The organism is Aquihabitans sp. McL0605 (assembly GCF_049993875.1).
Taxonomy (GTDB): domain Bacteria; phylum Actinomycetota; class Acidimicrobiia; order Acidimicrobiales; family Iamiaceae; genus Aquihabitans.
On the sequence record NZ_CP188252.1, the window covers coordinates 2,849,009 to 2,871,821 of the forward strand.

Here is a 22,813-nt window from a genome sequence, read left to right on the forward strand (position 1 = left end):
CGTGCCCGAGGTCCACGCCACCATCGCCGGGTTCCGCGCTGCGCTCGATGCCTCCCGGGCGGCGGGCGCCGACGTGGGCTTCGTGCCCACCATGGGCTACCTGCACGAGGGCCATGCCTCGCTGATGCGGGCCGCGGCGGCCGAGTGCGCCGTGGCCGCCGCGTCGATCTTCGTGAACCCGCTGCAGTTCGCGGCGAGCGAGGACCTGAGCGACTACCCCCGAGACCTCGACCGGGACCTGGCGCTGGCCGACGCGTGCGGCGTGGCCCACGTCCTGGTGCCCTCCGTGGAGGAGATGTACCCCCGCCCGGTGCTCACCACCGTGACGGTCGCCGACATCACCGCCCGCTTCGAGGGGGCCGCCCGCCCCGAGCACTTCGCCGGGGTCGCCACCGTCGTCTCCAAGCTGTTCTCGATCGTCGGGCCGAGCCGGTCGTACTTCGGGGAGAAGGACTTCCAGCAGCTCGCCGTCGTCCGCCGCATGGCCGCCGACCTGTCGATGCCCATCGAGGTGGTCGGCTGCCCGATCGTGCGCGAGGCCGACGGGCTCGCCCTGTCGAGCCGCAACGTCTACCTCTCACCGGACCAGCGCGCGGCGGCCCCCGTGATCCACCGCGCGCTCGACGCCGCGGCGGCCGCCGTCGCCGCCGGCCAGCGCTCCGCGGCCGCGGTGGAGGCGATCGTCGCCGATGCCATCGGGGCCGAGCCCGAGGCCGTGCTCGACTACGCCGCCCTCGTCGACGCCGCCACCCTCGAGCCCGCCGCCGCGGTGGATGGCGAGCAGCGCCTTCTTGTCGCCGCCCGCTTCGGCACCACCCGCCTCCTCGACAACACCGCCATCACCACCTGACCCGCCTCCCCCCCTCCCGAACCTGGCACCGATCCAGGACCGTCGTGTCCGTGAAGGGTGCCGAGTCCATGGTGGGGGCAAAGGGGAGATTTGTACTGGTACAGACGAGGATGGGCAGACTGAGGGGGTTCCAGATCCGGGGGCGACCGAGCGATCGGCGTCCACCACCCAGGGAGCTCCCATGCGACGACGGATGATGAAGTCGAAGATCCACCGCGCCACGGTGACCGATGCCGACCTGCACTACGTGGGGTCGGTCACGGTCGACCAGGACCTGATGGACGCCGCCGACCTGGTGGAGTTCGAGCAGGTGGCCGTGGTCGACATCGACAACGGTGCCCGGCTCGAGACCTATGTCATCGCCGGGGTGCGCGGGTCGGGCGACCTGTGCCTCAACGGTGCCGCCGCCCGCCTGGTGGCGCCCGGCGACAAGGTCATCCTCATCAGCTACGCCGACTACGACGACGCTGAGCTGGCCACCTACGAGCCGGCGATCGTCCACGTCGACACCGCCAACGGGATCGTCGACGAGGCCACCGCCACCGCCCTCGCCGCGCTCCACGCGCCCGCGCCCCGCCGCTACGTCGAGGTCCCGGCCCCCGCCTGACCCGGACGTCGTGGGGATCCCGTCCAGCGGTGGCCCGGATCCACCCGAAGTCCGGCGGGATGGGGTGGTCGAGGGTTTCGGGGTGCGGGTTGGAGGGTCGGCGGGCCAGACTGACCGGATGAGCGACACGGAGCTGGACCTGCTCGTCCTCGGCAGCGGCGTGGCCGGCCTGTCGGCGGCGGTGCGGGCCGCCGAGACCCACAAGATGCGCGTGGGCGTGCTGACCAAGGGCGAGCTGCCCCAGGCCACCACCCGCTGGGCCCAGGGCGGTGTGGCTGCGGTGCTGCACGGCGACCCCGACTCCACCGACCTCCACCTGGCCGACACGCTCCAGGCCGGCGCGGGGCTGTGCGATGCCGAGGCGGTCCGGGTGCTGGTCGACGAGGGCCCCAACCGGGTCAACGAGCTGATCGCCCTCGGGGCCATGTTCGATCGCGACGCGCGGGGCGAGCTGGAGCTGGCCCGAGAAGGCGGCCACACCCTGGCGCGGATCGTGCACGCGGGCGGATCGCAGACCGGAGCGGAGGTGGAGCGGGCGCTGGTCGAGGCCGTGCAGGCCACCATGGCCGCCATCTACGAGCACGCGTTCGCGCTGGAGCTCATCATCGAGGGGGGTCGTTGCCGCGGCATCACCGCCCGGTTCCCCGACGGATCGGTCCAGGAGGTGCGGGCCACCAACGTGCTCGTCACCACCGGCGGCGCCGGCCAGCTGTACGCGGTCACCACCAACCCGCTCGAGGCCACGGGCGACGGCATCGCCATGGCGCTGCGAGCGGGCGTGGCGGTGGCCGACATCGAGTTCACCCAGTTCCACCCCACCGCCCTGTCGGTCGACTCCATGCCGCGTCCGCTGCTCACCGAGGCCCTGCGCGGCCACGGCGCGCTGCTGCGCGACACCACGGGCGAGCGGTTCGTCGACGAGCTCCAGCCGCGCGACGTCGTGTCGCGCGCCGAGACCCGGCGCATGCTCGAGCTCGGTGCCGACCACGTCTTCCTCGACGCCACGGGGCTGGAGCAGTTCGAGCAGCGGTTCCCCAACATCGCCAAGGAGCTGGCCGCGGTGGGCCTCGATCCGGCCAAGGACTGGCTCCCCGTCGCGCCCGCTGCGCACTACACGTGCGGCGGCATCGTCACCGACCTGCGCGGCTCGTCGTCGATCCCTGGACTGTGGGCCGCGGGCGAGGCGTCGTGCTCGGGCGTCCACGGAGCCAACCGCCTGGCGTCGAACTCGCTGCTCGAGGGCATGGTCTTCGGGCCGCGCGCCGTCGAGGCCATCGAGGCCGGGGGCTCGGGCCCAGAGGCCACCGGAGCGATGCGCACGGTCCTCGGGATGGACCCCGACCGGCCCGACGAGGTCCCCCCCGGGGTGATCGGCGGGCGCTTCGTCCACCTGGAGCCCATCGTCATCGCCGCCGACTCGCCGGCCGAGGATCCCGCCGTCCTGCGCAACCACATGCAGCGCGAGCTCACCACCCACGCCGGCGTCCTCCGCGACGCGTCGTCGCTCGAGCAGGCCGCCAAGGTGGTGGCCGACACGATGGCGTCGCCCCGCGCCGAGACCGTCGCCGATCACGAGCTGCGCAACCTCGCCACCGTCGCCCGCGCCGCCGTCGATGCCGCGCTGCGCCGCGAGGAGAGCCGCGGCGCCCACACCCGCGAGGACTTCCCGCAGACCAGCGCCGAGTTCAAGCACCGCATCGTCTTCGTCTGACCGAGGCCAGGCCAGGCCAGGCCAGGCCAGGCCAGGCCAGGCCAGGCCAGGGTCGGGGGTATCGTCCTCGGAGGTTCGACCGGGCGCCGATGACGCAGGAGCAGCGATGACCGACACCGAGAGCGGGGGCCACCAGCCGAACTGGTACCCCGACCCGATGGGCCGCCACGAGTACCGGTGGTTCGACGGCAGCATCTGGACCGATCAGGTGAGCTCCCACGGCCGTCCGTCGGTCGACCCGGTCCAGGCCGCGGCCAACGTGCCCGTCCGCGACGTGAAGCCCGAGAAGATCGCCCAGGACCTGGTGAAGGCAGGTGTGGTCCAAGGCGCGGCCGCCGGCGGCGGCCACCTGCTCAACGAGCCGGTCCTCGTGGTCAACCAGAAGGCCAAGCTCATCGAGCTCAGCAACGAGTACGCGATCTCCGACCAGAACGGCAACCAGATCGGGGCGGTCCGGCAGGTGGGCCAGAGCACGGCCAAGAAGGTCATGCGCCTGGTGACCAGCTACGACCAGTTCATGACCCACAAGCTCCAGGTGGTCGACCACAACCACCAGGTGATCCTCCAGCTCACGCGCCCGGCCAAGGTCGTGAAGTCGAAGGTGATCGTCCAAGACGGCACCGGGGCCGAGATCGGCCAGATCGTGCAGGAGAACGTGATCGGCAAGATCCGCTTCGGCCTGGTGGTCGGCGAGCAGCGCATCGGCAGCATCAACGGCGAGAACTGGCGGGCGTGGAACTGGAACATCCAAGACGCCACGGGCACCGAGATCGCCCGCATCACCAAGACGTTCTCGGGGCTCACCCGGGCCGTGTTCACCCAGGCCGACAACTACGTGGTGCAGATCCACCGCCCGCTCGCCGAACCGCTGCGGAGCCTGGTCGTGGCCACCGCGGTCAGCGTCGACACCGCGCTCAAGCAAGACGCCCGGGGCTTCAACTAGGTGGCCGCCACCACCGAGCGCCGGGCGCAGGTGCGCCAGGAGCTGGCGGCCGGCGACGTGCCGGGCCTGCGCGTCCTGGCCGATCGGCTCGAGGCCCACGGCTTCACCGTGACGCCCGACGAGCTGCGCGCCGACGTGCGCGCCCTGGGCGCCGTCCGCGTCGAGCACGGCGAGGGCTCGGTCCTGGCGCTCCCCGTCGACGGCGACTCGGGTGCGTCGGCGCCGGTCGCTGCGCCCAAGCTCACCGCGGTGGTGAGCGCCGACCCCGACTGGCGCCTCCAGGTGGGCGTGGCCGCCGTCGTCGTCGTGTTCCTGGTGGTCGCCTTGCTGGGCTGGCTGATCAGCTGACGGTGGCAGGCGCCGGGGTTGGGGCTCGACGCTCGGGGTCGACGTCGGGCGCGGCGTGGCCAGGACGGCGGGCGAACCAGCGGTCGAGGAGCGAGACGGCGCCGGCGGCGGCGAGCACCACCATGGCGGGCTCGGCGCTGGCGCGGTAGCGGGTGCTGGCGAACGCGGTGGCCACGCCGATCAGCATCACGACGACCGGCGCGACGGCCGGCCACGACGGGATCTTGGCCTTGCGGAGGGCGCCGACGCCGACGAGGGCGAGGGCCAGCACCAGCCACCACAAGGCCACGCCGGACTGGGCCACCCGCTTGGGGCGGTGCTCGATGACGTCGATGCGCACCTGCTGCGCGGGGCTCCAGATGCCGCTGATCCGGCCCATGCGAGCAGCCATCACCGCCGGCAGCCGGCCCCGGTTGTCGCTGATGTAGCGGAGGGCCTCGGCGCGGGCCTGGGCGTCGACCGCGGAAGGGTCGCCACCGGTCAGCGCGGCCTGCTCGCCGGCGGTCTGGGCGCAGGCGAAGTCCCAGTAGCCGATGGTGGGGCCGTACCAGGTGCTGTCGCAGTTGGCGCTGGCGAGCGTGAGCCCGAGGTTCGACGACAGCGTGGTGGGCTCGTCGAAGCGCGCCAGGTTGAACGCGATCCACGGCAGCAGCGCGGCGACCCCGACCGCCATCGCCACCGCCGCCCACGAGATGCGCCGGGCGCGGGGGAGGCCCTGGGTGAGCAGGGCGAGCGGGATCACGCCGAGCGGCAGCAGCAGGACCAGCTCGGTGCGGGCCATGGCGGCCAGCGCCGAGGCCAGACCGAGCGTGGCCAGGTTCCGCAGCGACGGCCGGCGGACGTAGCGGTAGGCGACCAGCACGAACAGGGCGACGCACGCCTGGGCCGACGCCTCGGCCCACACGATGCCGTCCTGGTACCAGAGGTGCGGGTAGATGGCGGCGATGACCGCGGCGATCACGCCGACCCGTTCACCGCCCGCCTCCCGTCCGGCGAGCCCGATCAGCGGGACGGTGGCGATGCCCAGGAGGGTGGTGGCGAGCTGGTGCCAGCCCACCGATGTCGCCCCGAGGAACGAGAAGACCGAGAGGTACAGCGAGTACAGGGGCGGGTGCTCGGCGGCCGGGCTGGCGATGCCCGAGCTGAGGAACGGGAACGGGCTGATGAAGCCGTGGCCGTCGGCGAGCAGGTTGGCCTGGTGGTGGTAGAAGAACGCGTCCTCGAACCCGATCGGGTTGTTCCACTGGTTGATCAGCCAGGCGATGCGCACCACGGCGCCCAGCACGGTGGCCGCCAGCACCCACCGACCGAACCCCGTCCCGACGATGCGCACGCGGGTACGTTACCGACCGTGTCCGGGTCGGCTGGGGTGTCGTTCAAGGCGCCCACCACGCTGTCCCGTCGGGCTCGGCTGGCGGTCGCCGTCGGCGTGGCGGCCGTCGTCGTCGTCGGCGCGGTGCTGGTCGTCCAGGCCGGCTCGGCCGACGGGTCCGGCTACCCGGGCCAGGCGTGGCGCACCGACCTGCTGGCGCCGCGCGGCGCCGCGCTCGACCCGTTCGACCGGGAGGGCACGCCGGGCGAGGTGACCGGGTTCGGCACCTGGCAGGCCGTCGGTGGCGGGTGGACGGTCACCGACGGGGTGCTGGAGTCCTACGCCGCCGCGCCCAGCGCGCTGCACGTCGGCACCAGCACCGACCAGGTGGTGGTCTACGCCCAGGTGGTGGCGGCCATGCCGGGTGGAGGGATCACGATCGGTGCCGCGGGGGCGGGGCCCGACGCCGTGGGCCTGCAGCTCGTGGTCGACGCCGCCGGGACCGGCTGGCAGCTGGAGCGGGTGGCGAGCGACGGCCGGGTGGTGCTGGCCACCTTCGAGGCGCCGACCCGTCACGTCGCCGTCCAGCTGGCGCGCGTGGGCACCAAGGCCACGGTGACGTTCGAGCACCTGGAGCGGACCGTCGCGATCCCGGCTGGCGATCAGGTGGGCCACTCGGTGGGCGTGGTCGCCACCTCGCCCGGCACCGCCTTCGACCTGCTGGGCTACCTTCCCCTCGCCGAAGGGTGACAGGCTCTCGTGCCGGCCACCCGTCGTCGTCGGCACCGAGCCCCGCGGAGGAACGTTGATGGTCCCGTCTGATCCGGCAGTCGAGCTCCGATGACGATCGGTCCGTACGACGTGCCGGCTCGCGTGGTCTCCGACCTGGTGGGCCGCGCCCTCGACGAGGACCTGCTCCCGCTGGGCGACCTCAGCGCCGCGCTGCTCCCGGCGTCGGCCACCGCCACGGCCGAGTTCGTCGTGCGCACCGACGGCGTCATCTCCGGCACGGCCTGCGCCACCGAGGCGTTCCGCCAGGTCGATCCCGCGGTCGTGGTGACGTGGCACGTGGCCGACGGTGACCGGGTCACGGCCCGCCAGGTGCTCGGCACGGTCACTGGGCCGCTCGCCCCGGTGCTCACCGCCGAGCGCACGGCCCTCAACTTCCTGGGCCACCTCAGCGGCATCGCCACCCGCACCCGGGCGTTCGTCGACGCCGCCGCTCCGCTGCGCGTGTGGGACACCCGCAAGACCACCCCGGGCCTGCGCTCGCTCGAGAAGGCCGCGGTGCGCGCCGGCGGCGCCCGCAACCACCGCGGCAACCTCAGCGACTGGGTGATGTTCAAGGACAACCACCTCACCGCGCTGGGCATCGTCGAAGCCGTGGCGTCGGCGCGCGACACGTGGCCGGGCCGAACGGTCCACGTCGAGTGCGAGCGGATGGAGCAGGTCGTCGAGGCGCTCGAGGCCGGCGCCGACGCGCTCCTGCTCGACAACATGACGCCCGTGGAGGTGGCGGCCTGCGTGGCCGTGGCCGACGACCACGCCGCGTCGGTCGGCACGCGGCGCGCCCTGCTCGAGGTGTCGGGTGGGATCACGCTCGAGACCGTGGGCAGCTACGCCCGCACCGGCGCCGACGTGGTGTCGAGCGGCTCGCTGACCAACTCGTCGCCCGTCCTCGACATCGGTCTCGACATCGACGTGGCCACGTGACCCTGAGGTGAGCGCCACCGCCGAGGGCGATCACGCGACCGGCGCGGTCGACGCGACCGACGCGACCGACGCGGTCGATGCCGGCACCCGGCGCCGACCGGCGCTCGCCGAGCCGCCCCGGTTCGGGGTGGCGGCGCTGGCCGCGGTGGGCCTGCTCGGCGTGTTCTCGGCGTTCTGGCGCCTCGACCGGGCCGACTGGAAGCTCGACGAGGACGCCTACGCCCAGGCGGGCTGGGTGCTCGTGCACCAGGGGATCGACCCCAACCTCGGCCATCCCCCCTTCGCCAAGCTCCTGTTCGGCGGCGCCCAGGTGGTGCTCGGGCAGAACCTGGCCGCGGTGCGGACGGTGTCGGCGCTCGGGTTCCTGGGCGCCATCGCGGTGCTGTTCGTGTTCGGCCGGCGGGTCGCCGGGTGGTGGACCGGCATCGTGGCGGCCGGGCTGTTCGCGGTGGTCCCCCGGACGATGGTGGTGGGCGGCTGGCAGGTGGCCGAGCTGCGCATCGACCGCTACGGCATGCTGGAGGCGGTGGCCGGCACGCTGGTCCTGGTGGGCTTGTGGCTGGGCTGGCGCTGGATCGTCGACGGCGGGATGCGCTGGGCGGTGGCGACCGGCGTGGTGCTCGGCCTGGCCGGGGCGTCGAAGCTCAACGCGCTGATCGTGATCGTCCCCGTCGTGGTGGTGGGCGTGGCGTACGTGTGGGGCCGCGCCCGGCTGGCGGCGGAGACCGCGGCGGTGGTCGCCTCGGCGGTGGTGGCGTTCCTGCTGCCGTTCGCCGTGTTCGGCCGGCGGGCGTGGGACCAGGTCGACCAGACCCTCCGGTTCCCGGCCGAGCGGGCTCGCGGCGGCCACCAGCTCGTGCTCGGGTCGAGCGTCTACGTCCGCAGCCCCTGGTGGGCGAACCTCCGCTACCAGCTCGATGCCGATGGCCCGATCCTGGTGGCGGCCCTGCTCGTCGGCCTGGCGTTCGTGCTCCTCAGCCGGCGCCGGCTGGTCGTGGTCTACCTGCTCGCCGCCACGCTGGCCCTGGTGTTCACGGCGATGTCGTCGCCGGTGGCCCTGCCGCACTACCGGGCGATCTGGACGGCGCCGCTGATCCTGCTGATCGCGATCGGGCTCACCGAGCAGGTCGAGCGCCTGCGCCGCGGCACCACCACCCGGCTGGCGCCCGGGCCCGTGATCGCCGCCGTCGCCCTGGCCGTGCTGGTGGTGGTCGGCGCCGGGTCGATGGTGCAGCTGGCCACGATGGGCGACGGCGACTACCGGCACCTGGCGCAGGAGGCCGCGGCCGACGGCGTGGCGCCCACGAAGGTCCTGGTCTACGGCGAGTCGGTCGCGCCGTACTTCCCGGGCGCCATCGACTCGCTCGCGCCGTTCGACGACGGCACGGTGCCGGCCCAGATGGTGGTGCTCGACCCGTCGCTGACCGACGCCGTGCCCGCGGCATCGGTCGACCAGTGGCGCTCCTGGGCCCGGTCGTGGGGCCTGGTCCCGCACCGCGTCGGCCGCCTCGAAGCCTGGTGGGCGGCGCCGTGACCGACACCTCCGCCCGCTCGCGCCCGTCCCCGGTGGCCCGCTGGATCCGCTCGCTGCCGCAGTGGCTCTACGTCACGATCATCGTGGCCGTGGTCGCGCTCCTGCTGCTCATCACCGTGCTGGTGAACCCCGGCGACCGCATCGGCCCCGTCCAGCCCGCCAGCCCGCCGGTTGGCGGCCCCGGCCTCCCTCCCGCCAGGCTCTAGCCCATGCTGCTCGCCATCGACATCGGCAACACCCAGACGGTGATCGGCCTCTTCAGCGACGAGGGCGACGCGGAGCTCGACGATCTCGTCCCCCGCTCCGGCTCGGGTGCGGCCGAGGCGGGCCTGCTCGACCACTGGCGCATCTCCACCAACGCCGAGCGCACCTCTGACGAGCACGCCCTGGTGGTGCAGGAGTTCCTGGGCTTCCACGGCTTCTCGTTCGACGACGACATCGACGGCATCGCCATCTCGTCGGTGGTGCCCCGCACCACCGCGGCGTTCCGCGAGATGACCGAGAAGTACTTCGGCTTCCGCCCGGTCGTGATCGAGCCGGGCGTGAAGACGGGCCTGCCGATCCTCACCGAGAACCCCCGCGAGGTCGGCGCCGACCGCATCGCCAACGCCGTCGCCGCCCTCGACCTGTACGGCGGCCCGGCGATCATCATCGACTTCGGCACGGCCACCACCTACGACGCGCTGTCCGCCAAGGGCGAGTACCTCGGCGGCGCCATCGCACCGGGCATCGAGATCAGCCTCGACGCGCTCTACACCCGCGCCGCGGCCCTGCGGCGCGTCGAGCTGGTCGAGCCCCGCAACGTGATCGGCCGCACCACCGTCGAGTCGATCCAGTCCGGTGCGGTGTTCGGCTTCGCCGGTCAGGTCGACGGGATCTGCCGCCGGCTCGCCGACGAGCTGGGCGATCCCACCATCGTCGCCACCGGCGGCCTGGCCGAGCTGATCGCGCCGTACACGTCGTCGATCCGCCGGGTCGAGCCCTGGCTCACCCTCCACGGCCTGAGGGTCGTGTTCGAGCGCAACCAGTAGCCCCTCTCGTCACTCGTTCGCTGCGCTCACTCCGTTCCTCGAACTGGTGGACGGCCTGACGGCCGGCTGCTTCCGCTCAGGGGAACGACTGCGTCGCACCCCTTCGGCTGAAGGGGCTCCGCAGGCTCCGCCCCCTCAGGCTCCCCCGGGCTCGCTTCGCTCGGAACCCCCGTCCTCGCCAGTGGCCGGGTGCTCGTCGTCGGGGGTCCGATCTCCATCATGAAGGGGGAAAGGTTGGGACCTCGTCGGCTGCAGCGGGCAGGCTGTCTGCCGTGACCGATCGTTCTTCCGTGCCGTACCGCTTCGATCCTGATGCCACCGCGTCGGGGCTGAAGCAGAAGTACGGCGACCTCGAGGCCGGCGTCGAGACCGGCGACCGGGTGGTCATCGCCGGGCGGCTCATGCTGCGCCGCGGCCAGGGAAAGCTCGTGTTCGGCCAGCTCGCCGACTCCACCGGGCGCATCCAGCTGTTCGCCCCGGCCGACGAGACGCCCCGGTTCGAGGAGTTCGGCAAGCTCTCCCTCGGCGACTGGATCGGGGTCAGCGGCGAGGTCATGACCACCCGCAAGGGCGAGCTGTCGGTGAAGGTCCTCGAGTGGACGATCCTCGCCGAGACCCGCCGTCCGTTCCCCGACAAGTGGCACGGCATCACCGACCCCGACACCCGCTACCGCCAGCGCTACGTCGACCTCTGGGTCACCGACGAGGCCCGCGCCACCCTGCAGGCCCGCTCCAAGATCGTGTCGCTCACCCGCCGCTGGCTCGAGGACCGCGACTTCATGGAGGTGGAGACCCCCGTCTTCCACCCCGTCCCCGGCGGCGCGCTGGCCCGCCCGTTCACCACGCACCACAACGCGCTCGACGTCGAGATGTTCCTGCGCATCGCGCCGGAGCTGTACCTGAAGCGCCTCGTCGTCGGCGGCTTCGAGCGGGTGTACGAGATCGCCCGGGTGTTCCGCAACGAGGGCATCTCGCCCCGGCACAACCCCGAGTTCACGATGCTCGAGCTCTACCAGGCGTACGCCGACTGGACCGACATCATGGAGCTGGTCGAGAACCTCGTCTCGTACCTCGCGGTGGAGATCACCGGCAGCACCACCATCACGTACCAGGAGCAGGAGCTCGACCTGTCCGTGCCCTGGAAGCGGGCCACCATGGCATCGCTCATCGAGGAGCAGATCGGTGTCGCCGTCGGCATGGACACCCCCGTCGACGAGATGCGGGCGCTGTGCGACGAGCACGACGTGCCGTGGAAGGACAGCTACGGCGTCGGCAAGCTCATGCTCGAGCTCTACGAGAAGACCGCCGAAGCCGCCCAGTGGCAGCCCGTCTTCGTCACGGAGTACCCGGTCGAGGTGTCGCCGCTGGCCCGCCCGCACCGCGAGATCCCCGGCATGACCGAGCGCTTCGAGTGCATCGTCGCCGGCCGCGAGCTGTGCAACGCGTTCAGCGAGCTGCTCGACCCCGACGACCAGCGCGACCGCTTCCTCGATCAGGTCCGCGAGCGCGACAACGGCGACGAGGAAGCCATGGCGGTGGACGAGGACTACCTGCGCGCGCTGGAGTTCGGCCTGCCGCCCACCGGCGGCCTCGGCATCGGGATCGACCGGCTCGTGATGCTGCTCACCGACGCTGCCACCATCCGCGACGTGGTGCTGTTCCCGACGCTTCGCCCGGAGCAGGAGCCCAGCTCTGGCACCATGGAGGCCAGCGACGAGTGAGCGGCCGGGGAGGCAGGCGATGCGCGTTCTGATCACCGGCATGGGCGGCGAGCTCGGCACCCGCGTCGCCAACCTGCTCGAAGAGGACGAGTCGGTCACCGAGATCCTCGGCATCGACCTGTTCCCGCCCCGGCGCCGCATCTTCCGCTCGGAGTTCCACCGCGTGGAGCCCACCGACCGCCGCAAGGCCGTGCACCTCGTCCGCGACTTCGACCCCGAGGTGATCTTGCACCTCGGCGTGTTCGAGCCGCACTCGCGCACCAACCCCACCGAGGCCCAGCGGAGCACCGCGGCCTCCGCGGTGTCGGTGCTCGGTGCCGCCGCCAAGTGCCCGTCGCTCACCTCCATCGTGGTGCGCTCGGGGGTCGAGGCCTACGGGCGCCGCCGCGGCGCCCCCACCCGGCCCGACGAGGGGGCGGCGCTCGACCCCACCTCGCCGTTCGGAGCGTCGCTCGCCCACGTCGAGCAGGTGGCCAACGAAGCCGGCGACGTGGCCGGCGTGCCCGTCACCAGCCTGCGGTTGGCGCCGATCGTCGGGCCCAGCATCCCCAGCCCCCTGGGGCGGTACCTGCGCCTCCCGGCGGTGGCCGTCGATCCGCTGTCGGAGATGCCGTTCAGCCTGCTGCACCAGGAAGACGCCTGCCAGGCCATGGTGGCGGCGGCATGGGCCCGCCACGACGGCCCGCTCAACGTGGTGGGAGCCGGCGCGGTCACCGCCACCCAGGCGGTCCTGATGGGCCGGCGCATCCCGGTGCCGGTGTTCGGCCCGGGCTGGCTCGCGGCCGCGGCGGTGGCCGAGATGCAGGGCGCGCCGCTGCCCGCGCACGCCCGCGAGATCCTCGTGCGGGGCTGCACCGCCGACGGAGCCCTCGCCCGTTCGGTGCTGGGCATCGAGCCCCGCTCCACCCACGACGTGGTCTCGCAGCTCTACCGCTGGGACACCGTCGCCCATCCCGAGCCCTCCGACCAGGCGGCGCGCCGATGAGCACCAGCCTGTTGCGCCGCGGCGTGCCCGGCGCCACCGTCGTCGCCCACGTCCGCCGCCGCGCCGTCGGCGCCTACGACATCGACGAGTGGGGCCTCGACCCCGAGCTGGTGTCGCTGGCCAACCCCATCTTCGGCCTCCGCTGGGACATCGACGTGCACGGCGCCGACCAGCTCCCCGCCCTCGGTGGTGCCGTGCTCGTGTTCAACCGGCGGTTCGGGATCAGCGAGCCGTGGGTGGTCGCCCGGGGCATCCGCCAGGCCACCGGCCGCTTCGTCCGCACGGTCGGCGTCCCCGACGTGGCCCCCATCGGGCCGTTCGTCCGCCGCTTCGGTGGCGTGCTCGACCGCACCGACGAGATCGCAGGCCTCCTGCGTGCCGGCCAGCTGGTCGGGCTGCCCATGTCGCGCGACCTCCGCACCCGCGAGCGCGTCGGGCAGCTCGAGGTCGAGCGCCTCGAAGCCGCCATCGAGACCGGGTGCCCGGTGGTCCCGATCGCCCTGGTCGGCCGGGAGCTCGGTCGCAGCTGGCGCATCGTGGTGGGCGACCCCGTGGTCCCCCCGGTCGACGGCGGCCCGCTCGCGGCGGCGGAGCTGGCCGAGTCCACCCACCAGGCCGCCCAGGTGCTGCTCGACGAGTCCCTCCCCACCAGCTGGTGGTTCTAGGGGCTCGCTCCGCTCGCCCTCTCGTCACTCGCTCGCTGCGCTCGCTCCGTTCCTCGAACCGGGGGCCGGCCTGACGGCCGGCTGATCTCGCTCAGGGGCACGACTTCGTCGCACCCCTTCGTCTTGGGGGACTCCGCAAGCTCCGTCCCCCAAACCCCCTGGGCTCGCTTCGCTCGGCAACCCCGACCTCGACCCCGACCTCGGCCTCGACGTCGGCCTTGCGCTTGCGGTTGGGTCTTGTCGGTGGTGTTCACCTGGGGGTGGTTGGTCAGGGGCCCTGTTCACCTGGTTGTACGCTTTGACGATGCCGTCAGTCGTCGTTGCCGATGGGACGAAGATCTCGTACGCGCTCGATGGCCGGCGCGACGGCGAGCCGCTGCTGATGATCCACGGGCTCGGGGCCGACACCCGCGGCTGGATCATGCAGAAGCGGGCGCTCGGATCGAGGTACCGGCTGGTCATGGTCGACAACCGCGGCGTCGGCCGGTCCGACCGGGCCGAGGGCCCCTACGACCTGGAGGTGATGGCCGCCGACGCCATCGCCGTGCTCGACGATGCCGGCTACGGGTCGGCCCACGTGGTCGGCGCCTCGATGGGCGGGATCATCAGCCAGGTGATCGGCGTGCGCCACCCCGACCGGGTCCGGTCGCTCACGCTGGCGTGCACCGCCTGCCGCCACTTCTCCTGGCGCCGGGAGCTGCTCAGCGAGTGGGCCGACCAAGCCCAGGCCTACGGCATGCGCGAGTTCGTGCGCCGCAACCTCAAGTGGATGGTCGGCCCGCGGTCGCTCCAGCGCACGTGGCCGGCGATGGCCGTCCTCGGACCGCTCGCGTTCAACGTGCCGGTGGCGTCGTTCGTCGCCCAGATCCAGGCGATCCTCAACATCGAGGACACCCTGCGCGCCGAGCTCACCGGGGTGGCCGCGCCCACGCTCGTGCTGTGCGGGAGCCAGGACGTGCTCACCACCCAGGGCGACAGCGAGGAGATCGCGTCGCTCATCCCCGGGTCGGAGCTCGCCGTCGTCCGCGGCGGCGCCCACCTGTTCATGGTGGAGCAGGCCGGTGCCTTCAACCGCACCGTCGGCGACTTCCTCGACCGAGTCACCTCCCCCGAGCACATCCTCCACCTAGCCACCCCCGTCTGACCCTCCAGCGCGAGGCGGGGGCTCGAGCACCCCCGGTCGCTCCCCGAGGGCAAGGTGAGCAGCGAGAGCGAGGCGGGGTACCGAGCGAAGCGAGCCCCGGGGGAGGTTGAGGGGGCGGAGCCTGCGGAGCGCCCCTCGATCGACGAGGTGCGACGAAGTCGTGCCGAGGAGTGAAGGCAGCGGCGTCAGCCGTTCCCCAAGTTCGAGGAACGGAGCGAGCGCAGCGAGCGAGTGACGAGAGGGCCGGCGGCCCTATTCGATGCCGTGGTCGAGGGCGTAGCGGATCAGCTCCTGCTTCCGGTTGAGGTGGAGCTTGGTCAAGATGTTGCGGACGTGGTTCTCGACCGTCTTCTCGGCGATGAACAGCTCGGCGCCGATCTCGCGGTAGGTGTGGCCGCGGGCCACGTACTGGAGGACCTCCCGCTCGCGGTCGGAGAGCGCCTGGGTGCCGCCCGATCCCTTGTGCATGCGGCGGAACTCGCCCAGCACCAGGGCGGCGAGGCTGGGGCTGAACACGGGCTCTCCCTGCGCGGCCTGGTACAGCGCTGTGCGCAGCTCGTCGACCGGGGTGCTCTTGACCAGGTAGCCCTGGGCGCCGGCGGCCACCGCGTCGAGCAGGTCGCGCTCGGCCTCGGACACGGTGAGCATGACGATGCTGGTCTGCTCGCCGCACTCCTTGGCCACCTTGATGCCGCCGCCGTTGGGCATGTGGAGGTCGCACACCACCAGGTCGGGCTTCTCGCGGCGGATCACCGCGATGGCCTCGTCGGCGTCGGCGGCCTCGCCCACCACGGCGAACGCGTCGCCCAGGTCGGCCCGCAGGCCCGATCGCCAGATCTGGTGGTCGTCGGCGACGACCACCCGCACCGCCCGGAGCTCAGCCACGTCGGCCAGTCTGCCAGCGGGTGTGGACCGGACCGTGCCCCGCCGTCCCACCGCGGCGTTCGGGGCACCGAGCCACGTGGCGGTGGCTCGGTGACCGGAACGGATCAGGCGTGGACGGCGGCCTGCAGCTGGGCGACCGGGTCGAGGTCGAACGGATCGCCGGTCATCACGATGAAGTGGGTGGCGCCGGCCTCGGCGAGGCCCTCCCACTGGTCGATGTCGGTGGCGCCGATGGCGACGGTGCGCTCGATGTCGGCGGGGTTGCGGCCGACCTTCTGGCACCACTCGTCCAAGATGGCGTTCTTGGCGGCGAAGTTCTCGGCCGGGCCGAAGGTGTTCCAGCCGTCGGCGTGCTCGGCCACCAGCTTCAGCGTGACCTTCTCACCGGATCCGCCGATGAGGATGGGCAGCGGGCCCATGGGCGGCGGGGTGAGCTTGGCCAGCCGGTCCTTGATGACGGGCAGGTCGTCGCGGAGCTTGTGCAGGCGCTCGATGGCGGTGCCGAACGCGTAGCCGTACTCCTCGTAGTCGCGCTCGAACCAGCCCGAGCCGATGCCGAGGGTGAAGCGGCCGTCGCTGATGTGGTCGATGGTGCGCGACATGTCGGCCAGGAGCTGTGGGTTGCGGTAGCTGTTGCAGGTGACCAGGGCGCCGAGGCGGGCGTGCGAGGTGTCGGCGGCCAGGGCGGCCAGCAGCGTGTAGGCCTCGAAGTGCGGGGCGCTGGGGTCGCCGTAGAGCGGGTAGAAGTGGTCCCAGATCCAGATGGAGTCGACGCCCATGGCGTCGGCGGCCTTCCACGCCTCGCGCAGGTTCGCCACGGTTGTTGCCTGGGGGTGCAGCTGCACCCCGACCTTGAGGTTCGTCATGCTCGGCAGGGTACGAGTGACCCCGGCCACTCCCGACCGACCCCGCCGAACTTTCTGTGCTGACCACTGCCGAGGCCCGGCTCATCACAGAGAGTTCGATCGCGAACGGGGAGGGGAGGGGTCAGCGCTTGGGTCGGAGGGGGGCGTGGATGCGGACCTCGACGCCGCGGCCGGGGCGGCCGTCGACCTCGGCGGTGCCGCCCACCTCGGCCAGGCGCCCGGTGATCGAGCTGGTGATGCCCGAGCCGGCCGCGGTGGTGGCCGGGTCGAAGCCGGAGCCGTCGTCCTTGACCGAGCAGAAGACCTCGGCGTCGACGTCGACGAAGACGGTGGCCCGGGTGGCCCCGCCGTGCTTGTGGGCGTTGGTGAGCGCCTCGCCGACGGCGCCGGTCACGGCCTCGACGACGGTGGGGGCCACCTGCGGGTGGTCGTCGTCGATGAGGAGGACCTCGACGCGCAGGCCGTCGCGGCGCTCCACTCGGGCGGCCACGTGCCGGAGGGCGGCGCCCAGGTCGTCGAACTGCTCGGCCCGGCCCCGGTCGCCGGCCAGGTAGGCGCGCAGCTCCAGCTCCTGCTCCCGCGCCAGCGCCACCAGCTCCTCGTCGGCGGAGCGGCGCTGGACGACGGCCAGGGTCTGGAGCACGCCGTCGTGGAGGGTCCGGGCCACCTCCTCGCGTGCCCGGACCTGGGCCACCGCGGTCTCGGCCTGGCGCACCCGCTCGATGGCCGCACCGGCCGCACCACCCGCGATCACGAAGAGCACCGCGCTCGACAGCAGCTTCAGGTTGGCCTGGCCATCGGGAGCGATCGCCAGCTCGTTGCCGCCCCACCGGGCCAGGCCCAGGGCCAGCCCGGCCACCGCCCCCGCGACGGGGCCGCCGACCAGCGCCGCCGCCAGGATCCCTGCGACGGGCCAGGCCGAGCCGAGGCTCTGGCTGTGGCCCCCGTCGTAGACCCGCCCGTCGAGCAGCAGCAGCGAACCGCCCACGGCCAGCTCGGCCACGACCGCACCCGGGTGGAACAGCCACCACCGCCGGCGGATCGAGGCCTCGGTGGTGGCGGCGGTCACCGCCAGGGCGAGGCCGAGCAGGACGATCCCGAGCGCAGGGTTGCCCACGTGGTTCCGGGTGAGGGCGAGGACCACAGCGGCCCAGGCGAGGGCCAGCCAGCGGAACCCGGCGATGCCCCGGGCCACGCCCCACTCGAGGTCGGTGGGCTGGCGCCGAGCCGAGGAGGAGGGGGCCGCCATGGCGGAACTGTAGGTCGATGGGCTGGTCGATCGAGGTGGGCGGGGGTGCCCGAACCGGACATCAGGGGTGCGTAGCGTCGATCGGGTGAGCGATGGCGAGGTGACGGCGGCCGACGGGTCCCGGCCTTCGAGGCGCCGCCTCGGGCTGGCGGCCGTCGGTGCCGTGGTGGTGCTGCTCGGGCTCGGGATCGTGCTGGTGCGCTCGTCCGACGACGAGGGGGCCGCGTCGGTGGCGGCGGCCGGAGCGCCGGCCACCACCTCCTCGGTGCCACCGTCCACCACCACCGAGCGCACCACCACGACGGCGCCGCCCACCACCACGACGGCGCCCCCCACCACCACGACCGCCCTGCCCGGGCCCCCGTCGATGACCCTGGCGTTCGCCGGCGACCTGCTCCCGCACCTCCCGCTCGACGCCCAGGCCGCCACCTACGGCCGCGCCACCGGGCAGCCCTACGACTTCCACCCCATGCTCGACCCGATGAAGCCGGTCATCGCCGGCGCCGACCTGGCCATCTGCCACATGGAGACGCCGCTCGCCGCCGACCAGGCCCACCTGTCGGGCTACCCGGCGTTCGGCGCGCCGGCCCAGCTGATCGACGCGGCCAGGGACACCGGGTACGACGGCTGCTCCACCGCGTCGAACCACAGCCTCGACCAGGGCCGCGCCGGCATCGACGCCACCCTGGCCCGGTTCGACCAGGACGGCATGGAGCACGCCGGCACCGCCCGCAGCCCCGAGGAGGGGGCCGCCATCACGATGTACGACGTGAGGGGGGCCAAGGTCGCCCACCTCAGCTACGCCTACGGCTTCAACGGCTACCGCCTCCCCGCTGACGCGCCGTTCGCCGCCAACCTGATCGACGTGGCCCGCATCCACGCCGACGCCAAGCGCGCCCGTGAGGCCGGCGCCCAGCTGGTGGTGGTGAGCCTCCACTGGGGCACCGAGTACCAGCACGAGCCGGACCAGTTCCAGAAGGGCACGGCCGCCCAGCTGCTGCCATCGCCCGACATCGACGTGATCATCGGGCACCACGCCCACGTCGTGCAGCCGATCGAGCAGGTGGCGGGCACGTACGTGGTGTGGGGGATGGGCAACCAGCTCGCAGACCAGCCGGCCGTCCCCAAGAGCGATGGCATCACCGTGGTGCTCACGGCGAAGCAGCGCCTCGACGGCCGCTACCAGGTGGCCGGGATCGAGGCCGTCCCCACCTGGATCGAGCCCGGCACGTTCCGGGTGCTCCCCATCGTCCGCACCCTCCAGGACCCGGCGATCCCGGCGGGCCTGCGCGCCCTGCTCATCGCCAGCTACGACCGCACCGCGGCGGTGCTCGCCACCCGTCAGACCCCGGGCACCACCCTCCAGCCCAAGCCCTGAACGGGACCGGGGAGGGTCGGGTCAGGCGGTGGCGCGGACCGCTTCGAGGCTGGCGATGAGGTGGCGGCTGGCGCCCTGCAGGCCGGCGGCCGAGGGTCGGCCCTCGAACGGGGCGAGCAGGTCGCACGCCTCGTCGACGTAGGCCTGGGCCACGGCGATGGCCTCGTCGACCGCATCGCCCTGTCGGACCAGCGCCCGGGCCTGGGCCCATGCCTCGCCCTCGATGGGTGCGCCCAGGACCGAGCGGAGCTCGTCGCCCTGGGGGCCCGCCAGCGCTCGGAGCGTGGGCAGGTTGTAGGCGCCCTCGACGAGGTCGTGGCCGGCCGGCTTGCCGAGCTGCTCGTCGGTGGCGATCACGTCGAGCACGTCGTCGACGATCTGGAACGCCATGCCGTACACCCGGCCGAACTCGGTGAGGCGGTCGATGTCGGGGCGGTCGAGGCCGCCGACGATCCCGCCGATGCGGCACGCCGTCGACAGCAACGAGGCGGTCTTCCCCTCGATGGCCTGGAGGTAGCTCTCCTCGGTGCGGGCCACGTTGTAGGCGTCGTCCAGCTCGAGGACCTCGCCGGTGCACAGCTCCCCGATGGTGGCCGCCAGCAGGCCCGCCACCTCGGTGCCGAGCGACGCCGCGATCTCCGACGCCTTCGCCAGGAGGAAATCTCCGGCGAGGATGGCCCGCAGGTTGCCCCAGCGGGCGTTCACGCTCTCGATCCCGCGGCGGGTGACGGCCTCATCGATCACGTCGTCGTGGAGCAGCGAGCCCACGTGGACCAGCTCGACCGACACGCCGCCGCGCACCACGTCGAGGGGCGCCGGGCCGTCGGCGCCGGGCAGGCAGCCGCCGGCCGCGATGGCGAAGAGGGGCCGGACCCGCTTGCCGCCGGCGCCCAGGAGGTGGCCCGCCATCTCGGTCATCGCCTCGGTGGGGGCGGCGACCGCCACCAGGAGCTCCGACTCCACGAGCGCCCGATCGGTGTCGGCATGGGGGAGGGCCAGCAGCGGGTTCTCAGCCATCAGCGCAGGTTACGGGCGATCTGGCCCACCGGCGGAACTCGCTGGGCCCGATCGGAGTTCACGGTCCTGTCACGGATGCCGACGGGGATGTCGGGGACGGGCGGTACACTCGCCCCACGAATCCCGCTGATTGGGAGGCAGGAACTTGTTCGAACGATTCACCGACCGGGCCCGCCGTGTGGTGGTGCTGGCACAAGAGGAGGCTCGTCTCCTCAACCACAACTACATCGGTACCGAGCACATCCTGCTCGGGCTCATCCACGAGGGTGAGGGCGTGGCCGCCAAGGCCCTGGAATCGCTGGGCATCTCGCTCGAAGCGGTTCGCAGCCAGGTCGAGGAGATCATCGGCCAGGGCGGCTCGTCGCCGTCCGGGCACATCCCCTTCACCCCGCGCGCCAAGAAGGTGCTGGAGCTCTCCCTGCGAGAGGCCCTCCAGCTCGGCCACAACTACATCGGCACCGAGCACATCCTCCTCGGCCTCATCCGTGAGGGCGAGGGCGTGGCGGCCCAGGTGCTGGTCAAGCTCGGGGCCGACCTGTCCCGCGTGCGCCAGCAGGTCATCCAGCTGCTGTCGGGCTACTCGGGCTCGGGCCCGCAGGGCAGCCCCGGCTCGGGCGAGAAGGCCGGTGCCGCCGCCGGCCAGGCCAGCGGCGAGACCCCCTCGGGCTCGTTGGTGCTCGACCAGTTCGGTCGAAACCTCACGCAGCTCGCGAAGGACAAGAAGCTCGACCCGGTGATCGGCCGCGCCCGTGAGACCGAGCGCGTGATGCAGGTCCTCAGCCGCCGCACCAAGAACAACCCGGTGCTCATCGGCGAGCCCGGCGTCGGCAAGACCGCCATCGTCGAGGGCCTCGCCCAGGCCATCGCGGCCGACAACGTCCCCGAGACGCTCACCGGCAAGCAGCTCTACACGCTCGACCTCGGCGCCCTCGTCGCCGGGTCCCGCTACCGGGGCGACTTCGAGGAGCGCCTCAAGAAGGTGCTCAAGGAGATCCGCACCCGCGGCGACATCATCTTGTTCATCGACGAGATCCACACCCTGGTGGGTGCGGGTGCCGCCGAAGGCGCCATCGATGCCGCCAGCATCCTCAAGCCGATGCTGGCCCGCGGCGAGCTCCAGACCATCGGAGCCACCACGCTCGACGAGTACCGCAAGCACCTCGAGAAGGACGCCGCCCTCGAGCGCCGCTTCCAGCCGGTCAAGGTGGAGGAGCCCACCGTGGCCCACACCATCGAGATCCTCAAGGGCCTCCGGGACCGCTACGAGCAGCACCACCGGGTCACCATCACCGATCAGGCGCTGGTGGCCGCGGCCAACCTGGCCGACCGGTACATCTCCGACCGCCACCTCCCCGACAAGGCCATCGACCTCATCGACGAGGCCGGCTCGCGCCTGCGCATCAAGCGCATGGAGACCCCGCCCGACTACAAGGAGCTCGAGAACTCCATCTCGCAGGTGGTCCAGCAGAAGAAGGAGGCCGTCGAAGCGCAGAACTTCGAAGAGGCCGGCCGTCTGCGCGACCGCGAGAAGGAGCTCCTGGCCGAGAAGGACGCCAAGGAGATCGAGATCAAGGCGTCGGGCGTCGACCTGTTCGACGAGGTCGACGAGGAAGCCATCGCCGAGGTCCTCTCGCTGTGGACGGGCATCCCCGTCTACAAGCTCACCGAGGCCGAGACGGCCAAGCTCCTCCGCATGGAGGAAGAGCTCCACCGGCGGGTCATCGGCCAGGAGCAGGCCATCAAGTCGGTCTCCCAGGCCATCCGCCGCACCCGCGCCGGGCTCAAGGACCCGAAGCGCCCGTCCGGCTCGTTCATCTTCCTGGGGCCCTCGGGCGTCGGCAAGACCGAGCTGGCCAAGACGCTCACCGAGTTCCTGTTCGGCGACGAGCAGAGCCTGATCAGCCTCGACATGTCGGAGTACATGGAGAAGCACACGGTCAGCCGCCTGGTCGGTTCGCCGCCCGGGTACGTGGGCTACGAGGAGGGCGGCCAGCTCACCGAGGCCGTCCGCCGCAAGCCGTTCTCCGTGGTCCTGTTCGACGAGATCGAGAAGGCCCACCCCGACGTCTTCAACACGCTGCTGCAGATCCTGGAGGAAGGTCGCCTGACCGACTCCCAGGGCCGCTCGGTCGACTTCCGCAACACCGTGCTGATCATGACCTCCAACCTGGGCACCCAGGATCTCCGCAAGGCCAACGTCGGCTTCGGCAAGAACGACGAGGCCATCTCCTACGAGAAGATGAAGGAGAAGGTCAACGACGCCCTGAAGCAGCACTTCCGGCCGGAGTTCCTGAACCGCATCGACGACATCATCGTGTTCCACGAGCTGTCGCGGGCCGAGGTGACCACCATCGTCGACCTGCTCATCAAGCGCACCAGCATCCAGCTGGAGGCGCAGGGCATCGGCATCGAGCTCACCGACGACGCCAAGCTGTACCTGGTGGAGAAGGGCTACGACCCCACCATGGGTGCTCGTCCCCTCCGTCGGGCCATCCAGCGCTACGTCGAGGATCCGATGTCCGAGCGGCTGCTCTACAAGCAGTTCCGGGCCGGCGAGATCATCATCGTCGACACCGGGATCGATCCCGACACCGGCGAGAACGGCATCGTGTTCCGGGCGGTCGAGGGCTTCGAGCCCACCACCCCGGAGCTGGCCGAATCGGCCACGGCCACGGGCACCGGCGCCGCCGGCGATCTGATCGGTTGACCCACCGGCTCGTCCGAGCCACCAGCACCTGAGCGAGGCCCCGCCCGATGGCGGGGCCTCGTCGCGTCCGGGCTGACGTGGTGATCGGGCCAGGAACGCGAAACGCGTCGTTCACGTACCAGCGCCACCCGATCGGGTGAACCTGCT

General features: G+C 72.3%; 21 protein-coding genes. 16 read left to right on the forward strand and 5 right to left on the reverse strand.

Annotation, left to right across the window (positions count from 1 at the left end; all coding sequences use genetic code 11):
* Position 1 precedes the first annotated feature (1 nt).
* The 5 genes from panC to ACPPVX_RS13325 all read left to right on the forward strand — a co-directional run bounded on the left by panC (position 2) and on the right by ACPPVX_RS13325 (position 4,459).
* Positions 2 to 850 (forward strand): pantoate--beta-alanine ligase, encoded by an 849-nt coding sequence (gene panC, locus ACPPVX_RS13305; RefSeq protein WP_426571041.1) that lies wholly within the window; start codon positions 2 to 4, stop codon positions 848 to 850.
* A gap of 181 nt (positions 851 to 1,031) precedes the next feature.
* On the forward strand, positions 1,032 to 1,457 hold the full coding sequence (gene panD, locus ACPPVX_RS13310; protein WP_426571042.1) for an aspartate 1-decarboxylase: 426 nt from the start codon (positions 1,032 to 1,034) through the stop codon (positions 1,455 to 1,457).
* Positions 1,458 to 1,575: 118 nt separating this feature from the next.
* Positions 1,576 to 3,168 (forward strand): L-aspartate oxidase, encoded by a 1,593-nt coding sequence (gene nadB, locus ACPPVX_RS13315; RefSeq protein ID WP_426571043.1) that lies wholly within the window; start codon positions 1,576 to 1,578, stop codon positions 3,166 to 3,168.
* Positions 3,169 to 3,274: 106 nt separating this feature from the next.
* The gene (locus ACPPVX_RS13320) at positions 3,275 to 4,111 is read left to right on the forward strand and encodes a phospholipid scramblase-related protein (protein ID WP_426571044.1); all 837 of its coding nucleotides are present in this window, start codon (positions 3,275 to 3,277) and stop codon (positions 4,109 to 4,111) included.
* Positions 4,112 to 4,459 carry a hypothetical protein gene (locus ACPPVX_RS13325; RefSeq protein ID WP_426571046.1) on the forward strand — a complete coding sequence of 116 codons (348 nt, stop codon included), beginning with the start codon at positions 4,112 to 4,114 and terminating at the stop codon, positions 4,457 to 4,459.
* On the opposite strand, the gene ACPPVX_RS13330 is transcribed toward ACPPVX_RS13325, so the two are convergent.
* Entirely contained in the window at positions 4,452 to 5,792 is a 1,341-nt protein-coding gene (locus ACPPVX_RS13330) for an ArnT family glycosyltransferase (protein ID WP_426571047.1), read from the reverse strand. The genes ACPPVX_RS13325 and ACPPVX_RS13330 overlap by 8 nt on opposite strands.
* Before the next feature lie 18 nt (positions 5,793 to 5,810).
* Here ACPPVX_RS13330 and ACPPVX_RS13335 point away from each other — a divergent pair, with 18 nt between their 5' ends.
* From ACPPVX_RS13335 to ACPPVX_RS13375, 9 genes are all read left to right on the forward strand, one after another.
* The gene (locus ACPPVX_RS13335; protein ID WP_426571048.1) at positions 5,811 to 6,521 is read left to right on the forward strand and encodes a hypothetical protein; all 711 of its coding nucleotides are present in this window, start codon (positions 5,811 to 5,813) and stop codon (positions 6,519 to 6,521) included.
* Positions 6,522 to 6,611: 90 nt separating this feature from the next.
* Positions 6,612 to 7,484 (forward strand): carboxylating nicotinate-nucleotide diphosphorylase, encoded by an 873-nt coding sequence (gene nadC / locus ACPPVX_RS13340; RefSeq protein WP_426571049.1) that lies wholly within the window; start codon positions 6,612 to 6,614, stop codon positions 7,482 to 7,484.
* A gap of 7 nt (positions 7,485 to 7,491) precedes the next feature.
* Positions 7,492 to 9,018: an ArnT family glycosyltransferase gene (locus ACPPVX_RS13345; protein WP_426571050.1), complete on the forward strand. Its 1,527-nt coding sequence runs from the start codon at positions 7,492 to 7,494 to the stop codon at positions 9,016 to 9,018.
* The gene (locus ACPPVX_RS13350; protein ID WP_426571051.1) at positions 9,015 to 9,224 is read left to right on the forward strand and encodes a hypothetical protein; all 210 of its coding nucleotides are present in this window, start codon (positions 9,015 to 9,017) and stop codon (positions 9,222 to 9,224) included. The genes ACPPVX_RS13345 and ACPPVX_RS13350 overlap by 4 nt, the downstream gene beginning before the upstream one ends.
* Before the next feature lie 3 nt (positions 9,225 to 9,227).
* Positions 9,228 to 10,049 carry a type III pantothenate kinase gene (locus ACPPVX_RS13355; protein ID WP_426571052.1) on the forward strand — a complete coding sequence of 274 codons (822 nt, stop codon included), beginning with the start codon at positions 9,228 to 9,230 and terminating at the stop codon, positions 10,047 to 10,049.
* Between the two features lie 272 nt (positions 10,050 to 10,321).
* Positions 10,322 to 11,770 carry a lysine--tRNA ligase gene (lysS, locus tag ACPPVX_RS13360; RefSeq protein ID WP_426571053.1) on the forward strand — a complete coding sequence of 483 codons (1,449 nt, stop codon included), beginning with the start codon at positions 10,322 to 10,324 and terminating at the stop codon, positions 11,768 to 11,770.
* Positions 11,771 to 11,789: 19 nt separating this feature from the next.
* The gene (locus ACPPVX_RS13365; RefSeq protein ID WP_426571054.1) at positions 11,790 to 12,755 is read left to right on the forward strand and encodes an NAD-dependent epimerase/dehydratase family protein; all 966 of its coding nucleotides are present in this window, start codon (positions 11,790 to 11,792) and stop codon (positions 12,753 to 12,755) included.
* Positions 12,752 to 13,420 carry a hypothetical protein gene (locus ACPPVX_RS13370; RefSeq protein WP_426571055.1) on the forward strand — a complete coding sequence of 223 codons (669 nt, stop codon included), beginning with the start codon at positions 12,752 to 12,754 and terminating at the stop codon, positions 13,418 to 13,420. Before ACPPVX_RS13365 ends, ACPPVX_RS13370 begins: the two co-directional genes overlap by 4 nt.
* A gap of 304 nt (positions 13,421 to 13,724) precedes the next feature.
* Positions 13,725 to 14,564 (forward strand): alpha/beta fold hydrolase, encoded by an 840-nt coding sequence (locus tag ACPPVX_RS13375; RefSeq protein ID WP_426571056.1) that lies wholly within the window; start codon positions 13,725 to 13,727, stop codon positions 14,562 to 14,564.
* A gap of 252 nt (positions 14,565 to 14,816) precedes the next feature.
* On the opposite strand, the gene ACPPVX_RS13380 is transcribed toward ACPPVX_RS13375, so the two are convergent.
* The 3 genes from ACPPVX_RS13380 to ACPPVX_RS13390 all read right to left on the reverse strand — a co-directional run bounded on the left by ACPPVX_RS13380 (position 14,817) and on the right by ACPPVX_RS13390 (position 17,564).
* Complete coding sequence (locus tag ACPPVX_RS13380; RefSeq protein WP_426571057.1) at positions 14,817 to 15,449, reverse strand: response regulator; 633 nt, start codon at positions 15,447 to 15,449, stop codon at positions 14,817 to 14,819.
* A gap of 104 nt (positions 15,450 to 15,553) precedes the next feature.
* The gene (locus ACPPVX_RS13385; protein WP_426571058.1) at positions 15,554 to 16,315 is read right to left on the reverse strand and encodes an LLM class F420-dependent oxidoreductase; all 762 of its coding nucleotides are present in this window, start codon (positions 16,313 to 16,315) and stop codon (positions 15,554 to 15,556) included.
* A 121-nt stretch (positions 16,316 to 16,436) separates the two neighbouring features.
* On the reverse strand, positions 16,437 to 17,564 hold the full coding sequence (locus ACPPVX_RS13390; RefSeq protein WP_426571059.1) for a sensor histidine kinase: 1,128 nt from the start codon (positions 17,562 to 17,564) through the stop codon (positions 16,437 to 16,439).
* 85 nt (positions 17,565 to 17,649) lie between these two features.
* Here ACPPVX_RS13390 and ACPPVX_RS13395 point away from each other — a divergent pair, with 85 nt between their 5' ends.
* Positions 17,650 to 18,942 carry a CapA family protein gene (locus ACPPVX_RS13395; RefSeq protein ID WP_426571060.1) on the forward strand — a complete coding sequence of 431 codons (1,293 nt, stop codon included), beginning with the start codon at positions 17,650 to 17,652 and terminating at the stop codon, positions 18,940 to 18,942.
* A gap of 21 nt (positions 18,943 to 18,963) precedes the next feature.
* Here ACPPVX_RS13395 and ACPPVX_RS13400 read toward each other — a convergent pair whose 3' ends face one another.
* Positions 18,964 to 19,959 carry a polyprenyl synthetase family protein gene (locus ACPPVX_RS13400; protein WP_426571061.1) on the reverse strand — a complete coding sequence of 332 codons (996 nt, stop codon included), beginning with the start codon at positions 19,957 to 19,959 and terminating at the stop codon, positions 18,964 to 18,966.
* A 145-nt stretch (positions 19,960 to 20,104) separates the two neighbouring features.
* Here ACPPVX_RS13400 and ACPPVX_RS13405 point away from each other — a divergent pair, with 145 nt between their 5' ends.
* Positions 20,105 to 22,666 carry an ATP-dependent Clp protease ATP-binding subunit gene (locus ACPPVX_RS13405; protein WP_426571062.1) on the forward strand — a complete coding sequence of 854 codons (2,562 nt, stop codon included), beginning with the start codon at positions 20,105 to 20,107 and terminating at the stop codon, positions 22,664 to 22,666.
* Positions 22,667 to 22,813 lie beyond the last annotated feature (147 nt).

What these genes read in the sequence shown, in the direction of transcription:
- ACPPVX_RS13370 (WP_426571055.1), top strand. Translation starts at nt 12,752, where the DNA reads ATGAGCACCAGCCTGTTGCGCCGCGGCGTGCCCGGCGCCACCGTCGTC.
- ACPPVX_RS13390 (WP_426571059.1), bottom strand. Translation starts at nt 17,564, where the DNA reads ATGGCGGCCCCCTCCTCCTCGGCTCGGCGCCAGCCCACCGACCTCGAG.
- ACPPVX_RS13385 (WP_426571058.1), bottom strand. Translation starts at nt 16,315, where the DNA reads ATGACGAACCTCAAGGTCGGGGTGCAGCTGCACCCCCAGGCAACAACC.
- ACPPVX_RS13355 (WP_426571052.1), top strand. Translation starts at nt 9,228, where the DNA reads ATGCTGCTCGCCATCGACATCGGCAACACCCAGACGGTGATCGGCCTC.
- ACPPVX_RS13375 (WP_426571056.1), top strand. Translation starts at nt 13,725, where the DNA reads ATGCCGTCAGTCGTCGTTGCCGATGGGACGAAGATCTCGTACGCGCTC.
- ACPPVX_RS13400 (WP_426571061.1), bottom strand. Translation starts at nt 19,959, where the DNA reads ATGGCTGAGAACCCGCTGCTGGCCCTCCCCCATGCCGACACCGATCGG.
- ACPPVX_RS13320 (WP_426571044.1), top strand. Translation starts at nt 3,275, where the DNA reads ATGACCGACACCGAGAGCGGGGGCCACCAGCCGAACTGGTACCCCGAC.
- nadC (WP_426571049.1), top strand. Translation starts at nt 6,612, where the DNA reads ATGACGATCGGTCCGTACGACGTGCCGGCTCGCGTGGTCTCCGACCTG.
- ACPPVX_RS13365 (WP_426571054.1), top strand. Translation starts at nt 11,790, where the DNA reads ATGCGCGTTCTGATCACCGGCATGGGCGGCGAGCTCGGCACCCGCGTC.
- nadB (WP_426571043.1), top strand. Translation starts at nt 1,576, where the DNA reads ATGAGCGACACGGAGCTGGACCTGCTCGTCCTCGGCAGCGGCGTGGCC.
- panD (WP_426571042.1), top strand. Translation starts at nt 1,032, where the DNA reads ATGCGACGACGGATGATGAAGTCGAAGATCCACCGCGCCACGGTGACC.